The sequence below is a fragment of the Brachybacterium alimentarium genome (genome assembly GCF_002332425.1).
Lineage (GTDB): Bacteria > Actinomycetota > Actinomycetes > Actinomycetales > Dermabacteraceae > Brachybacterium > Brachybacterium alimentarium.
Genome location: NZ_NRGS01000025.1, coordinates 131,243 through 146,341, shown reverse-complemented (window position 1 = coordinate 146,341; position 15,099 = coordinate 131,243). Strand labels below are relative to the sequence as shown.

The following is a 15,099-nucleotide window of genomic DNA, read 5'->3' as shown; positions in this document are numbered from 1 at the left end:
TCAGCCGTCGACCGACCGCCATCGGCCCGCTTCGAGCGCAGCGGCGGCGTCGAACACGTAGTCACAGCGAGCTTGGAGCGTGAGCCGCTGTCGATTCAGCGAGTCACGGCGGTGGTGAGCGGTGAAACCGGCCAGCGCGATTCGATGCAGTCCGCGATGGGTGCTGGCATGCGATGAGGGCTCCGGTGCCTCGCGCTCCCACTTCCGGGCGACGTCATCGAGGGTCCGCGCTGTCCACCCCTCCAGGAAGTCTCCGTCGTGCGTCGGGACCTCCGCGACGGGATGCTGCTCCACGTCGCGCTGCTCCGCGTCGTCATTTCGGGATGGCGACGCACTGGTGCCCTGATCAGCGTGAGGGTTCCGGCCGCGGAGGGTCCGCCAGGCAGTGCCGACGGGGTCGAAGTTGGTGCCTCTCCTCCGGGCCTTCTGGCCATAACGTGTCGTCCACTCCACGGAGCGTCGTGTCCCGTCGGCGTCGCGCACGACTCGAGCCCGGACACCGGCCTCTTCCTTCTGATTGTCCAGGGCGCAAAGGCCGTTCCCGTTGTCCACCGAGGTGGAGCCACCCTCTGCATACGGCGTGATGTGGTCGTTCTGACGGATCGGGGCATCGCAGTAGGGCGCTCGACAGGTGAGGTGGCTCCATCGGAGGAATCTCGACAGCGCTGGAGGAAACGCTCGGGAGCGGGATTCGACTGCGACGAGCTGACCGTCCTCGGGATCGATGTACAGATTCCGCAGGGCGAGCCGGAGGTCGGGATCGTCATCACCGGTGCCCATCGCGCACCGCATCTCCTCGCGGATGTGCTCATAGGGGACGGGCCCGAGGCCCTCGATGACGGCAGGGTCCGCGTGCGCCGGAGCGAAGAGCGAGCGATCCGTGATGATCACTCCGATCTCCATGGTGGTGGGCGCATCGCCGGTGCCGCGCCCGATCAGGGTGTCCGCGAACAGATCGGCCATGATCTGGCTGTGCCCGCGACGATCCCCGTGCGCACGAGCCTTCTCGGCGGCGAGCGAGAGCCCCTTACGGATCCTGGCCCCGTCGAGCGCTGTGAGCGTCGCGGTCACGCGGCTCATCCCGTTCTCCGACCTGCGCACGGTAACGCCCCGGCTCTGCGTGGCGCGCACATGACGGGCGGCTGCACCGTCCGGGTCGAGAGTCTGCATGATCTTCTCCGCCTCACTCCCCCATTCCTGCACGCCGCAGCCCTCGAGGTACGGCAGGTGCTCGGTGAGCACGTCGTCGACCTGGGTGCGCAGGCGCGGGGAGGCCGGGCCGACGACGCGGCCGACGCGGTGCGCGGCCGCCGGGGACACCTTGCCGCCAGCGAGCGCAGAGAGCATCCCGGGCATCGACTGCACGAGACGTCGCGAGCTCGACATGCTCTGACCTGCTGCTGCCGGCGCGGCATGCAGAGCGAAAGCGGCCTCGGCGCGCGCCGTTCTCAGAGCGACTCGTGGCTTCGCGCCACGAGCGAGGCAATCCTCCTTCGTGGCAGTCTCGAGTCGGAGCAGCGCTCGCGCCTGCACCGCGGCTATCGCTGCGGAGATCCCGTTCAGGCCGGCGAGGAGTTCGATCGTGTCCGAGGTCGAGAGATGCGCCAGGGATTCCGCCCCGTCAGCGCCGAGACTGGCGAGAACTGACCTCGCCGCCGACAGGTCGACATCGTCGAGCCGGAGCTCGCCCTCCCCCGCCACGATCGCGATGCCTCGCCGGGCGGCCGCCTCGCCACTGCCCTTGGCGGACACCAGCGCCGAGTCCGGCGAGGGCGAGGGCGAGGGCGAGGGCGAGGGCGAGGGCGAGGACCCAGGAAGAGAGGACGAGGAGGAGGAGGAGGACGACGACGCACCCGCGCCCTCGAAGGAACCTCCGTCGGCTCCCTCGTCTCCCCGTATCTCACCAGCCGCACCCTGATCCATACCCACCATTATCGCACGCACATTCGAGTTACCGTAGGGTTATTCCGGAATCTCCGCACGTACGACCGGAAACGTGGACACCAATGTGGATAAAAAGGCTCTGTGGAGGAAAGGCCAGAGATCTGCCGATCCGCGTTGCGGCCCACACAGGAGGGTCACGGCACGGCGGAGCGCACCCTCGAAGACACCACCTTGATAGCACCGCAGGAGCAGTCGCTGCTGCATCGAAAACACAGCACCTGGGCAGTCGATGCAGCACAAAGGCAGTCCAGGCAGGCGCGCCAGGCGCACCAGATACTGCCGGTGCTGCAGGTGAGGCGGGCACAGGAAGGTTCCGGGCAAGGATGCCGCGCAGGCGCGGGCAGACCCCTCATGGCGCGCCTCTGTCGGTCTACACACAAACGCACACAAGGTACATGCAGCGCCGCTGCCCACGTCGGCTGCCGTGCACGGCCAGCACTACCTACCCGCGCCGTCCGCATAGCCGCACTACCTCACCGCACGCCCGACGCCATCGACATGAAATACGTCGGAATACCTCGGTCCCCGTATCCAGTCAACTACCCACCGAGAATTGTGGATCGTCCCGCAACGAGGCGCATCCGATCTTCCGAACCGGCGTTCTCGACCTGCGGCCCCAGGAGCGGAAGCCTGATGACACCAGGACTCAGAGCTCAAGACTCTTCGAGAATGCTTGCGCCGGGGGCGGATCCGCGGGCCACGAGGTAGGACTCCACGAGCTGCTCCTGGCGCATCCGCGCACCGATCTCATGAGCGTGCTGGTCATCCTCGACGAGGGCGGCGACGGTCGGCCCGGACCCGGAGACCATGGCTCCGAAGGCCCCCGACCTCTCTGCGAGCTCAACGACGGGCTCGAGGCGGGGGTCCAGCGCGAACGCGGCGGCCTGCAGGTCATTGTGGAGCGTCTCCCCCAGCATCGCCGCACCGCCGGAGCTCAGTGCCTGGAACTGCAGCTCCTCGATCTCGGGTTGCTCCGGCAGGGCGCGGCCCACCGCACGTGCGATCTCGTCGTGCCGGCGATAGACCTCAGGGGTGGACAGGTAGCCGCCGGGGAACGCCAGCAGCCAGGTCCACTCGCCATGCGTGAGCACTGTGGTGAGGTCGGCTCCGGTCCCGCGGCCGAGGGCGGTGTGCCCAAGCATCGAGAAGGGGACGTCGGCACCGAGGCGGGCACCGAGGGTGCGCAGCTCGCCCGGCGCCAGGTCGAGCCCCCATAACCTGTCCAGGGCGACCAGGACTGCCGCGGCGTCCGCCGATCCCCCGCCCATGCCGCCGGCCACCGGCACCTGCTTGTGGACATGGAGAGCGGCACCCTCGGTCACGCCGTACTCGGTGCGGAGCATCTCCGCCGCACGCAGAGCGAGATTCGTGCCGTCCAGCGGGATCTCGCCGGGCACGTCGGAGTCGACCTGGAGGGTCAGCGCCGAGCTTGCGCCCTCGAGCCGGGTCGCGGTCACCGTCTCGTAGACGTCCACGGCCTGGAAGACGGTGGCGAGGCGGTGGTACCCGCGTTCGTCCACGGCTCCGACCACCAGGGACAGGTTGATCTTGCCGGGGGCGCGCACCACGACGCGGCCGAGGCCCTCCACCATCAGGTGATCTCTCCGCTCGCCCGGGCGATCGCCCGGAACTGCTCGATCTCCAGGGTCTCGCCTCGCGCGGTCGGGTCGACACCGGCGGCGCGCAGGATCCGCTCGGAGCGGTCCGCGCTCCCGGCCCAGGCGGCCAGAGCGGCACGCAGCGTCTTGCGGCGCTGGGCGAAGGCGGCGTCGACCACCGCGAACACCTGGTCCCGTTCAGCGGGCGTGCCCAGGGGCTCGTCATGGCGGATCAGCTCGACCAGAGCGGAGTCGACATTGGGCACCGGCCAGAAGATCTGTCGGGAGATGCGGCCGGCGTGCACGGCCCGGCCGTACCAGGCGGTCTTGACGCTGGGTCCTCCGTAGATGCGGCTGCCCGGTCCGGCGGTGAGCCGGTCCACGACCTCGGACTGCACCATCACCAAGGCGGTGCGGACGGAGTCGAAGCGCTCGAGGACGGTCAGCAGGATCGGGGTGGCGACGTTGTACGGGAGGTTCGCGACCAGGGCGGTCGGCGCCTCCCCGCTCGGCGGCGAGGGCAGCTCCCGGACCTGCAGCGCGTCCGCATGGACGAGACGATGGCGGGAGTCGTCCACGCCGCGTGCGCGCAGCGTCATCGGAAGCAGCTCGGCGAGTCCCCGGTCCAGCTCGATCGCGGCCACATCGGCTCCGGCCTCGAGCAGTCCGAGGGTCAGGGAGCCGAGACCGGGCCCGACCTCGAGCACGGCCTGGCCCGGGGTGATCCCCGCGCGGCCGACGATCGTGCGGACCGTGTTGGGATCCATGACGAAGTTCTGCCCGCGCTGCTTCGAGGGCCGGATGCCCGCCGCCGCGGCCAGTTCGCGGATATCGCGTCCGGTCAGCAGCAGCCCGCTCTCGGACCCGGTCTCGGATCCGGCCCCGCTCGCGGGCCCGGGCACCTGCCCGCTCATGCCGCCACCGCTTCCGGCCACCCGTAGACCTGCTGGGTGGTGGCGCGGATCGTGCGGCATGCCTGCTCGAGCTCGGTGCCGGTGACGTCGGCGATCGTCGCCATGGTCAGCGGGATCAGGTACGACGAGTTCGGGCGCCCGCGGTGCGGGACCGGGGTCAGGAACGGCGCGTCGGTCTCGACCATGACCTGACCGAGGCCCACCTCGGCCAGGGCCTCGCGGAGGTATCCGGCGTTCTTGAAGGTCACGTTGCCGGCGAAGGAGAGGTAGTAGCCGCGATCAGCGCAGGCACGAGCGAACTCCGCGTCGCCCGAGAAGCAGTGGAAGACAGTGCGCTCCGGCGCCCCGTCGGCCTCGAGCACGTCGAGCACGTCGCGATGGGCATCGCGGTCATGGATCTGCATCGGCAGACCCAGCTCCTTGGCCAGGGCGATGTGCGCGCGGAACGCGTCGATCTGGGCCGTGCGCGCCGTCTCGTCGTCCCTCGACGTGCGGAACCAGTCCAGTCCGGTCTCGCCCACCACGACCATGCCGGGGCCGCGCAGGAGGGTGGAGACCTCGGCGATCGCTTCGTCGAGCCCGATCAGCAGGTTGCCGTCATGATCGGCGCCGCGCGCATGCAGGGCCGCCTCATTCGGGTGGACGGCGACGCCGCCGCGAAGCGACGGCGGGCAGGACTCCGAGGCGAGCAGCTCGGCGGTCCAGCGCACGGCCTCCACGTCCGAGCCGATCGTGATCTGCGCATCGACACCCACCGCCGCGGCGCGCGCGACGTGGTCGTGCACGTCGAGCGCCTGGTCGCCGTCGGCGAAGTCGAGATGGCAGTGGTTGTCGATCACCGGGAACGGCAGCGGCTCGGGTTGCGGCGGCCACGAGCGGTCTCGAGACCTGCCTCGCGGGTCGATGTCCTCGCGGCTGCGCACCGGGGGCGGCGCGGCCGGGGTCGGAGCGGATCCGGCGCCAGGGCGGGACTCGGTCTCAGGCGATGACGGCATGCGACCATGGTAGAAGGATCAGGCGGGCCGGCCGTCCACCGGCCGTCCACCGGGCGCCTGCGCGGGGCGGGCCCGACGACGGATCAGGATCCCCTTCACGGCCGACGGGTTCTGACGGCCTGCCGACGCTCTGGCCACTCCACCTCGATGTGCGGTGGGATACGTCACGAGCCTCCAGGAGGACGCGAACTGCGCCTGTGTGACAAGATGGGTCGTCGTTGTGCGTCCCATCGTGCACCCGAGCGCCCCGATTTCAGCAGGACCGGGTTCGGGTCGCTGCTCGGGACGGACGCCAACGCCAGTTCATCTCCGGACCGTCAAGGAGCGTCCTCATGGCAGTGCCCAAGTTCAAGATGTCCCGCGCTCGTACGCACTCCCGTCGCTCGCAGTGGAAGGCGAACAACGCCGACCTCGTGCAGGTGACGGTCCGTGGCCGTACCGCGTCCGTCCCGCGTCGCCTGGCCAAGGCCTACCAGCGCGGTCTCCTCGAGATCGAGGACTGATCCTCCTCGGGTCCTCCGACCCGCTGCTGATCGTCGACGAAGCCCCTGGCACTCGGTGCCGGGGGCTTCGTGCTGCCCGAAGGCCGCCAAGGTCAGCGCTGCCGAGCCAGTCACTCAGCGCTTCCGGCTCAGCGCCAGATCGTAGAGCTCGCTCGCACTGATGCCGTCGTGCGCCTTGGCCACGTCCTTGGTGACGTCCTTGAGGCGCTCCCCCGCCGCGACGCGGGCCAGGACCTGCTCGACCAGGTCCTCGGCGCTCGCAGCCACCGGTTCCGCACCGGAGACCACGATCACGACCTCGCCGAGCACCTCGGTCTCCCGGGCCCTCTCGGCGAGCTCCCCGAGGGTGCCCCGCACGATCTCCTCATAGGTCTTGGTCAGCTCGCGCGCGAGCGCAGCCGGCCGCTGCGGCCCGAACGCCTCGGCCATCGAGGCGAGGGTGGCGGCCGTGCGGCGAGGCGACTCGAAGAACACCATCGTGCGCTGCTCGGCGGCGAGGGGCTCGAGCGCGCTGGTGCGTCGACCCTCGCGGCGCGGTGGGAAGCCCTCGAAGGTGAAGCGGTCAGGGGCGATCCCCGACGCCGCGAGCGCCGTGAGCACCGCGGAGGGGCCAGGGATGACGGTGACCCGGACGCCGGCGTCGGCCGCGGCGCGCACGGCGCGGAAACCGGGATCGGAGACCACAGGCATGCCGGCATCGGTGACGATCAGGACCCGGTCCCCGGCCGCGAGGGCGTCGAGCAGGACGCTCGTGCGCTCGGCCTCGTTGTGCTCGTGGTACGAAAGGATCCTTCCGGTGGTCTCCACCTCGAGGGCGCCGACGAGCCGTGCCAGCCGTCGCGTGTCCTCGGCGGCGATCAGGTCGGCCTGCTCGAGCGCGCGCATGAGGCGCACGGAGGCGTCCAGCGGGTTGCCGATGGGGGTCGCGGCGAGGGTGAGGACTCCGGGTTCGAGCATCCGGCCATGCTAGTCGTCGTCAGTCGTCGTGAGTCATCGCCAGTCATCGCCGGTCATCCCGCTCGTCGGTCGTCGGTGCGCCGCGCGCAGTCCGGGGTTCGGGGCGGAGGAGGCGGATGTCCTAGCATGTGCGGGTGCACACGGAGGAGGTCGCGACCCATCGCGCAGACGTCGAGGGAGAGCCCGATGAGCTGCTCGCCTCCTACCGTCGCCGGCTGAAGACGTTCGATCTCCCCGTCTCGCGCGTGGCCTGGGCCGGTGCGATGGCCCTGTTCGGGCTCGCGCTCGTGCTGCGGCTGTGGGGCCTGGGCGCCGTGGACGAGCTGATCTTCGACGAGACGTACTACGTCAAGGACGGCTACGCGCTCACCCAGGAGGGCGTCGAGATGTCCTGGCCCGACGAGCACGACGCCGTGTTCGAGTCCGGCGACGTGGACACCTACGAGGACACCGGCTCGTACGTGGTCCATCCGCCGCTGGGCAAGTGGCTGATCGGCCTCGGCATGTCGCTGATGGGGCCCGACTCCCCCGCCGGCTGGCGGATCTCGAGCGCGCTGATGGGCTCGGCCGCAGTGCTCATGCTGACCTTCATCGGCCGCAGGCTGTTCCGCTCGACGACCGTCGGCCTGATCGCCGGGCTGCTGCTCGCGATCGACGGCATGCACATCGTCCACTCCCGCACGAGCCTGCTGGACCCGTTCCTGATGTTCTTCGCGCTGGCCGCGTTCGGAGCACTGCTCATCGATCGCGACCGATTCCGCGAACGGCTCGCCCGGGAGACCGCCCGCCTGCACGCGAGCGCCGCGCTCGCGCCGACCCTCGGGATCTCCGGGGGCCTGCGCCCCTGGCGTCTCGCCGCCGGGGTGCTGCTCGGGATGGCCTGCTCGGTGAAGTGGTCCGGGCTGTACATGATCGCGGTGTTCGGCATCATGACGGTGCTGTGGGACTGGTGGGCACGACGCACGATCGCCCAGCGCCGCTGGCTGCTGGGCGGCCTGGTCAAGGACGCGATCCCCGCTTTCTTCGCGACCGTGGGCACCGCGGTGGTGGTCTACGTGCTGTCGTGGTCGGGGTGGTTCGCCTCTTCGGTGGGCTACAACCGGCACCTGGCCGAGCGCGACGGAGCGGGCACGGGCAACGGGGTCATCGACTCGCTGGTCTCGCTGTGGCTGTACCACCGCCAGGCGTACAACTTCCATGTCGGACTGGACTCCGAGCACCCCTATCAGGCGAACCCGTTGGGCTGGCCGCTGATGCTGCGGCCCACCAACTTCTACTACCGCTCCTACGAGTACGGGGAGAACGGCTGCGAGGTCGCCAAGTGCGCCTCGCACATCCTGGACGTGGGCAACCCGCTGATCTGGTGGCTGGGCAGCATCGCCGTGATCGTCACCCTGCTCCTGGCGATCCTGCGCTTCGACGGCCGGGCCTGGGCCGCGCTGGCCGGCATCATCGGCGGCTACCTGCCGTGGCTGCTCTACATGGACCGCACGATCTTCACCTTCTATGCCGTCGTGTTCGAGCCCTGGCTGATCCTGTGCCTCGCCTACGTGCTCGGGCTGGTGATCGGACCCCGCGGCGCCGACTCGGAGCGCCGTCTGGCGGGCGGGCTCTTCGCCGGCTCGCTGCTCGTGCTCATCGTGCTGGTCTCGGCCTTCTTCTGGCCGCTGTGGACCGGCGAGGTCATCGATCTGGAGCAGTGGCGCTACCGGATGTGGCTGCCCGGCTGGACCTGATCCCCTGGTGCGCTCCCCCGGCGTGGTCCCCCGCGGCTGATCACCGCGAGGGCCCCGGTGTGATCGCCGTTACGATGACGGCATGTCCCCGGATCCCACAGCGCTGCGCGACCTCGCCCACGACCTCGGTGTCAGCACCGAATACTGGGGATGGGACGGCACTCTCCAGGACGTCCACGACGACACCCTGCTCGCGGTGGTGACGTCGCTCGCCTCGCCCGGCCGGGACATCACCGACGACGAAGACCTCGCTCGGCTCCGCAGCGAGCACGGACGCGCTCCCTGGAGCCGCACGGTGCCGCCGGTGACCGTGCTGCGCACCGATCAGGACTCGAGCGTGCCCGTCCACGTCGAGCACGGCACCGCGGTCACCGCCCACCTGCTGCTCGAGAGCGGCGGCCGCCGGGACCTCGAGCAGGTCGAGGACCACACCCCGCCCGTCGAGCTCGATGGGCGTCTGCTCGGCAGAGCCCGGTTCCGCCTGCCCGCCGGCCTCCCCCTGGGCTGGCACCAGCTGGTCGCCTCAACGGCCGACGGACGCCACGAGGGGGACGTCGTCGTCACCCCGGAGACGCTCACGACGCACGAGCCCTTCGCGGCCCGCCGCGCCACGGGACTCCAGGCGCAGCTCTACTCCGTGCGCTCCGACCGCTCGTGGGGACTCGGGGACCTCGCCGATCTGCGTGATCTGGCAGCGATCCTCGGTGTCCACCACGGGGCGGACTTCGTGCTGGTGAACCCGCTGCACGCGAGCTATCCGACCCCGCCGGTGGAGCCCTCCCCCTATCTGCCCGTCACCCGCCGCTTCACCAGTGCGCTGTACCTGCGGCCCGAGGACGTCCCCGAGTACCGCGCGCTGCCGGAGCAGGCCCGGCAGCGCCTCGACCTCCTGCGGACCGAGATCGAGGGCTGGAACACCCGGGTGGACCGTCTCGAGCGCGACGACGTGCTCACCGCGAAGATCGGCGCTCTCGAGGAACTCTTCGCGGTGCCGCTCACGGCAGGGCGGCGCGCACTGCTGGACGCCTACCGTCGGCGTGAGGGGAAGGGCCTGGAGGACTTCGCCCTGTGGTGCGCGCTCGCGGAATCGCTGCGCGGCACGCCCGAGGAGCAGCAGCTGGCACATCTCGACGAGGAGACCGTCGAGCAGGCTCGCGGGCAGCTCGCCGACCGCATCGAATTCCACGTGTGGACCCAGTGGCTGCTGGATGAGCAGATGGGTGCAGCTCAGGCGGCCGCGCGGGAGGCCGGGATGCGGATCGGCATCATGCACGATCTCGCCGTGGGCGTCGAGCAGGTCGGGGCGGATGCGTGGCGGCTGCGCGACGTGCTCGCCCGCGGAGCGACCGTCGGCGCCCCGGCGGACCAGTACAACCAGCAGGGCCAGAACTGGCATCAGCCGCCCTGGCATCCCGAACATCTCAGGGAGGCCTCCTACCGGCCGTGGCGCGACATGCTGCGCACCCTCATGAGGCATGCCGGGGCCCTGCGGATCGACCATGTGCTGGGCCTGTTCCGGCTGTGGTGGATCCCGGAAGGGCATGAGGCGTCCGACGGCGCCTATGTCGCCTACGACCATGAGGCCATGATCGGCATCCTGGCGCTGGAGGCCGAGCGCTCCGGCACGCTCGTGATCGGCGAGGATCTGGGCACCTTCGAACCCTGGGTGCGCGACCACCTGGTGGATCGCGGGATCCTCGGCACGTCGATCCTGTGGTTCGAGGCCGACGACGAGGGCAGTCCGCTGCCGCCGGAGCACTACCGGCCCCTGTGCCTGGCCTCGGTGACCACGCACGATCTGCCGCCCACGGCCGGCTACCTCGCCGGGGACCATGTCACGCTGCGCCATGAGCTGGGTCTGCTGGAGCGAAGTCTCCAGGAGGAGCTCGCGACGGATGCCGCCGGGCGCGAACGCGTGCTGGACGTGCTGCGCGCCGACGGGCTCCTGGGGCCGGGAGCCGGCATCGAGGACACGGTGATCGCGCTGCACCGGTTCCTGGCCCGGACCCCGTCGATGCTGCTGGGCGTGTCCCTGGTGGATTGCGTGGGCGAGCGGAGGATCCAGAACCAGCCCGGCACCGACGAGGAATATCCGAACTGGAGGATCCCGCTGGCCGATGCCCACGAGCGGCCGGTGTCGATCGATGACCTGGCCACGGATCCGCGCACCGCGCGCCTGCTGGCGGCGGTGCGCGAGGAGATCAGCTCGCCGTGACCTGGCCCCACTGCTCGCGAGCGTCCAGGAAGCTGCGGGCGGCGGCCTTCGCGCCCTCGAGGGTGTGGTGCGCTCCCCAGCCGCACTGGATCTCGTTGGCGGCGGGGACCTCGTCGGCCGCGAGCAGATCCTGCAGGGTCGCCTCGAGGACCGGGGCGAAGCCCTCCGGGGTGTGGTCGCCGATCAGCAGCACGTAGAAGCCGGTGCGGCAGCCCATCGGGGAGACGTCCAGGACGACATCGCTGTGGTTGCGCATGTGCTCGGCCATCATGTGCTCGAGCGAGTGGACGGTCTCGGACTCCAGGTGCTCGACGTTGGGCTGGGTGAAGCGCACGTCGAACTTCGTGAGCACGTCGCCGCCGGGCAGCTCCTTGCGATCGGCGATGCGCAGATAGGGCGCGGCGACGGTGCGGTGGTCGAGGTTGAAGCTCTCGACGTTCATGTGCGGGGCCTGCTCGGTCATGGGTTCTCCTTCGTCGTGGAGGGGTCGTCGGTCGGGAGTTGGTGGGTCTGGCCAGGCTGTCACGGCTGCGCCCGGGGCGCAGCAGCTGCTCAGCGGCTGGAGCGGGCGGTGCGACCGCGCACGACGCCCACGAACTCCTGCCGGGTGTCGTCGTCCGCCTCGCGGGGCCAGGCCAGAGCGATGCGGGTGGGGCCTCCATCCACGAGGGGACGGTGCACGGCGTCCTTGCGATGGTGGAGGCGCGCCAGCGACAGCGGCATCCGCGCGTAGCCGACGCCGGCCGCGGCGATCGCGACCCGGGAGGCGGCATCGTCGGGGTCCTGCTGCGGCAGCTCGGTCTCCTCGACCAGATCCTCCTCGTGGATCTCGTCGAGCACGCTGAGCACGTGCTCGTCCCCCACCACGACGGCTGCTCGCTCCTCCCACAGCGGGACCACGTGGAGCTCGTCCGTGAGCAGCGGCAGGCGCACGAAGCACATGTCGACCTCGCCCTCGTCGAGCGCGGCGCGCTGGCGGGAGACGGGGACGGGCACGAGTTCGAGCCAGGCCTCGCGGCGGCCGGCTTTCCAGCGGCGCACGAAACGGTCCGGTTCGACGCCGGGCACGAAGCCGACGCGGAGGAGGGGGCGGGTCATGGGTCCCAGCCTACGGCGCGATCCATGGCAGGCGCACAGCGAGAGCGGGTTGCGCTCGGACGAGGCCGGCGGTGGCGACTAGATTGAGAGCATGCCGAGCTACCGCATGCACCTGCCCATCGGTGACCTGCATCCAGGGGCGACGCCCGCCGACGTCATGGAGCAGGCGGCGCTCGCCCTCGGCTCCCTGCACATGATCGAGAAGCGTGACGTGGAAGCACCGCTGGTGGACGGGCGGCGCGTCGGTCGGGTGGTGCTGCGCTACGTCGTCGATCCGCTCGAGGGACGTCGCGAGGACGACACCGCCCGGCATGCGGTGCACATGGTCATCGACCATCTCGAGCGCACCACCGCGACCATCTCGCCGCCGCGGGCGGTCCTGCTCACCCGCGGCGGCGGCCGATTCCGCCCGATCTCCTGGCGATGACCCCGTTCCGGTGACCGGCTGCCCGCCTGACGGGCGTCCCCGTCGAGGGCGCTCCCCGTTGCCCGGTGCCATCCGCCGAGCCGCGGTCCGCAGCTGGACACGAAGAAACCCCCTCCCGACCAGTGTGTCGACTGGTGGGAGAGGGTTTCTCCTCCGGTGGAGCTAGGGGGATTCGAACCCCCGACCTTCTCATTGCGAACGAGACGCGCTACCAACTGCGCCATAGCCCCATGTCGCGTGGCGACCATGACAGATTACCACCGGGAAGCCCCGGATGACGACTCGTCATGACCTCCTTGACGAGGATCACAGATCTGCGTCACGCAGAGCTTGGAGCTCCTCGAACACGCCGTCGACCAGGTCGAGGCGCTCCTGACCGGTGCAGGCGACATAGGCCGGGTTCAGGAAATCGGGCAGGCCCTTCTCCCCTCGGCCCGGCCACGTGCGCACAGAGCCACCGGCCCGGTTCAGGATGTGGAACCCCGCAGCGATGTCCCAGGCGTTGATCGAGGCCAGGAAGGTCGCATCGGCCCAGCCGGCGGCGACATAGGCCAGTTCGATGGCTGCCGAGCCGAGATGGCGGATCGCGGAGAGCCCGTCCTCCAGCTGAGGCTGCACCCGTGCGGCGTGCTCTGGGAACTCCGCCCATGTGCGCTGGCCCGGGAAGCCGGACAGCACCAGGGCATCGGGCGCACCGTTCGTGGCGCGAGGCCGCAGCTCGCGACCGTTGAGCATCGCAGGTCCGTCGGCCGCCGTGAACACCTGGCCGAGGATGGGAGCGTCGATCACGCCGGCGACCAGTTCATCGCCGACCGTCACCCCGATCGAGATGCAGAACAGGGGCAGGCCGGCCGCGAAGTTGCTGGTCCCGTCGATCGGGTCGACATAGAAGCTCACGACCTGCTCCGCCGAGTCCGCCTCGCCGGCATGGGGCGCATCGGCCGGGCGCTCCCCGCCCTCCTCGCCGACGATGCGGCAGGTGGGGAGCAGGCGGCGCAGCTCGGCGACGATGATCTCCTCGCTCGCCCTGTCGTGCTCGGTGACGATGTCGTGGCTGGAGGTCTTGTACTCGCGGGCCAGGCCCTCGCGATCCAGGGATCGGATGTAGTCCGCCGCAGCACGCGCTGCGGTGAGGGCGATGTCCAGCAGGTGGTCGGGGCTCGGTGCTGTGGTGGGCGCTGTCTGCGCTGCTGACGTGTTCATCGTCTCGAGCCTAGCCCGGTCCGGTGGGGCACTGCCGGGACGGCCGCCGGGCGGACCGACCCCGGTGCGGGACGTGGACGGACCATCCTCGATGCGCAGCGATCGCCGCACGACGCTCAGAGCAGGAGGTGTCGGAGGTATCCGGTCAGCAGCACCCCGTCGGGATCCACCGCCTCCCGCACCGTGCGGAAATCCTCGAACCGGGGATACAGGGAGGTCAGCTCCTTCCTGCTGAGCCAGTGCCGTTTGCCCCAGTGCGGGCGCGCTGCGAACGGCTCCAGGACGCGCTGGACCATCAGCAGATAGGGCCCGGCTTCCTCGCGATGGTAACGATGCGCGGCGATGTACACGGTGTCCCGGCCGTGAGCGGTGGACAGCCAGACATCGTCCGCCGCGGCCCGACGCACCTCCAGCGGGAAGGTGACGCGCACGTTCTCGTCCTCGAAACGCGCCCGCAGCGCGGCGAAGGCCGCGGGGAAGCGCGACGCCGGGATGGCCCATTCGGATTCCTGGAAGCGCACTCGCCGGGGTGCGGTGAAGACGGCGGCCGATTCGTCGACCACGCGCGGCCCGGCGAACACGCGCGAGGCGATCTCGGCCGCCGGGCGGCTGAGATGCGGCACGAGGGCGGCGCTGCGGCACAGCAGTTCCCAGGCCCCGTTGCCGAGGACCTCCTGCTGGAGGAGCTCGGCTGCGCGACTCGGGCGTCGCCGCGCCGTCTCCTGCGGGACCCGCCTGCTGACGCGCACGGTCGCGCGGTCCGTCCGCGGGAACCAGAAGAATTCGTGATGATCGGTGATCGCGGAGTCCGGCAGGAAGGAGCCGACGGTCGCCTCGAGCGGCTCGGTGCTCTCGACCAGATCGAGCCGATACGCGGGCACGCACGCGATCGTCACCTCGAGGACGATGCCGATGGTGCCGAGTCCGAGACGGGCCGCCTGGAAGAGATCCGGATCCTGCGTGGGCGAGGTCTCCACGATGCTGCCGTCGGCCAGGGCGAGGCGCAGGGCTCGCACCATGCCGGCGACCCCCGTGAAGCGGGCGCCGGTGCCGTGGGTCCCGGTCTGGATGGCGCCGGCGATCGACTGGCGATCGATGTCGCCCATGACGGACAGCGCGAGACCGTAGGGGGCCAGCAGCTCCGCGATCTCCCAGAGTCGGGTGCCGCCCCGCAGAGTCACCAGGCCCGATGCTGGGTCCGCACGGACCAACCCGGACAGCGCATCCAGGCTCATCGCGACGCCGTCGGTCGCGGCCAGCGGAGTGAAGGAGTGCCCGCCGCCGATCACCCTGAGCGGCAGCTTGCGGGACCGCGCGAGCGCGAGCCCCTCGAGCACGCCGGCCTCGTCGCGCGGGGCGAGGAGGTGCTGGGGGCACCAGCGATGCCCACCGCTCCACGTCCTGGTGGGGATGTTCGCTGTGCGCACGGAAGCTCCTCTGCTGCCTGGTGGGAGATCGCCCGGTGGATCCCGATCGCGTCAGCTCTGACGGTGCCGGAGTGCGACGAGC

General features: G+C 70.5%; 13 protein-coding genes and 1 tRNA gene. 4 read left to right on the top strand and 10 right to left on the bottom strand.

Annotated features, from left to right (window positions below; all coding sequences use genetic code 11):
• The 4 genes from CIK71_RS14550 to CIK71_RS14530 all read right to left on the bottom strand — a co-directional run bounded on the left by CIK71_RS14550 (position 1) and on the right by CIK71_RS14530 (position 5,451).
• Complete coding sequence (locus tag CIK71_RS14550; RefSeq protein WP_245857622.1) at positions 1–1,701, bottom strand: HNH endonuclease signature motif containing protein; 1,701 nt, start codon at positions 1,699–1,701, stop codon at positions 1–3.
• An 896-nt stretch (positions 1,702–2,597) separates the two neighbouring features.
• Positions 2,598–3,536 (bottom strand): 4-(cytidine 5'-diphospho)-2-C-methyl-D-erythritol kinase, encoded by a 939-nt coding sequence (locus tag CIK71_RS14540; protein WP_096166390.1) that lies wholly within the window; start codon positions 3,534–3,536, stop codon positions 2,598–2,600.
• Positions 3,536–4,456, bottom strand: coding sequence for a 16S rRNA (adenine(1518)-N(6)/adenine(1519)-N(6))-dimethyltransferase RsmA (gene rsmA / locus CIK71_RS14535; RefSeq protein ID WP_096166389.1), 921 nt, complete (start codon positions 4,454–4,456; stop codon positions 3,536–3,538). The genes CIK71_RS14540 and rsmA overlap by 1 nt, the downstream gene beginning before the upstream one ends.
• The gene (locus CIK71_RS14530) at positions 4,453–5,451 is read right to left on the bottom strand and encodes a TatD family hydrolase (protein WP_096166388.1); all 999 of its coding nucleotides are present in this window, start codon (positions 5,449–5,451) and stop codon (positions 4,453–4,455) included. The genes rsmA and CIK71_RS14530 overlap by 4 nt, the downstream gene beginning before the upstream one ends.
• A gap of 332 nt (positions 5,452–5,783) precedes the next feature.
• Between CIK71_RS14530 and rpmF the strand changes: the two genes are divergently transcribed.
• Positions 5,784–5,954 (top strand): 50S ribosomal protein L32, encoded by a 171-nt coding sequence (gene rpmF / locus CIK71_RS14525; RefSeq protein ID WP_096166387.1) that lies wholly within the window; start codon positions 5,784–5,786, stop codon positions 5,952–5,954.
• A gap of 114 nt (positions 5,955–6,068) precedes the next feature.
• On the opposite strand, the gene rsmI is transcribed toward rpmF, so the two are convergent.
• Entirely contained in the window at positions 6,069–6,911 is an 843-nt protein-coding gene (rsmI, locus tag CIK71_RS14520) for a 16S rRNA (cytidine(1402)-2'-O)-methyltransferase (RefSeq protein WP_096166386.1), read from the bottom strand.
• 134 nt (positions 6,912–7,045) lie between these two features.
• Between rsmI and CIK71_RS14515 the strand changes: the two genes are divergently transcribed.
• Together CIK71_RS14515 and malQ are read left to right on the top strand one after the other, a co-directional pair.
• The gene (locus CIK71_RS14515) at positions 7,046–8,647 is read left to right on the top strand and encodes a dolichyl-phosphate-mannose--protein mannosyltransferase (RefSeq protein WP_245857610.1); all 1,602 of its coding nucleotides are present in this window, start codon (positions 7,046–7,048) and stop codon (positions 8,645–8,647) included.
• 82 nt (positions 8,648–8,729) lie between these two features.
• On the top strand, positions 8,730–10,862 hold the full coding sequence (gene malQ, locus CIK71_RS14510; RefSeq protein WP_096166384.1) for a 4-alpha-glucanotransferase: 2,133 nt from the start codon (positions 8,730–8,732) through the stop codon (positions 10,860–10,862).
• Here malQ and CIK71_RS14505 read toward each other — a convergent pair.
• Together CIK71_RS14505 and CIK71_RS14500 are read right to left on the bottom strand one after the other, a co-directional pair.
• Positions 10,849–11,325, bottom strand: coding sequence for an S-ribosylhomocysteine lyase (locus CIK71_RS14505; RefSeq protein ID WP_096166383.1), 477 nt, complete (start codon positions 11,323–11,325; stop codon positions 10,849–10,851). The genes malQ and CIK71_RS14505 overlap by 14 nt on opposite strands.
• Before the next feature lie 89 nt (positions 11,326–11,414).
• Positions 11,415–11,960, bottom strand: coding sequence for a LysR substrate-binding domain-containing protein (locus CIK71_RS14500; protein WP_096166382.1), 546 nt, complete (start codon positions 11,958–11,960; stop codon positions 11,415–11,417).
• A 91-nt stretch (positions 11,961–12,051) separates the two neighbouring features.
• On the opposite strand from CIK71_RS14500, the gene CIK71_RS14495 reads away from it, so the two are divergent.
• On the top strand, positions 12,052–12,387 hold the full coding sequence (locus tag CIK71_RS14495) for a hypothetical protein (RefSeq protein WP_096166381.1): 336 nt from the start codon (positions 12,052–12,054) through the stop codon (positions 12,385–12,387).
• A gap of 157 nt (positions 12,388–12,544) precedes the next feature.
• Here CIK71_RS14495 and CIK71_RS14490 read toward each other — a convergent pair.
• The 3 genes from CIK71_RS14490 to CIK71_RS14480 all read right to left on the bottom strand — a co-directional run bounded on the left by CIK71_RS14490 (position 12,545) and on the right by CIK71_RS14480 (position 15,017).
• Positions 12,545–12,617 (bottom strand) — tRNA-Ala (locus tag CIK71_RS14490).
• Between the two features lie 76 nt (positions 12,618–12,693).
• A complete protein-coding gene (locus CIK71_RS14485; protein WP_096166380.1) occupies positions 12,694–13,590 on the bottom strand; it encodes an inositol monophosphatase family protein in 897 nt (298 codons plus the stop codon).
• 116 nt (positions 13,591–13,706) lie between these two features.
• Positions 13,707–15,017 carry a D-arabinono-1,4-lactone oxidase gene (locus CIK71_RS14480; RefSeq protein ID WP_096166379.1) on the bottom strand — a complete coding sequence of 437 codons (1,311 nt, stop codon included), beginning with the start codon at positions 15,015–15,017 and terminating at the stop codon, positions 13,707–13,709.
• Positions 15,018–15,099: the final 82 nt, after the last annotated feature.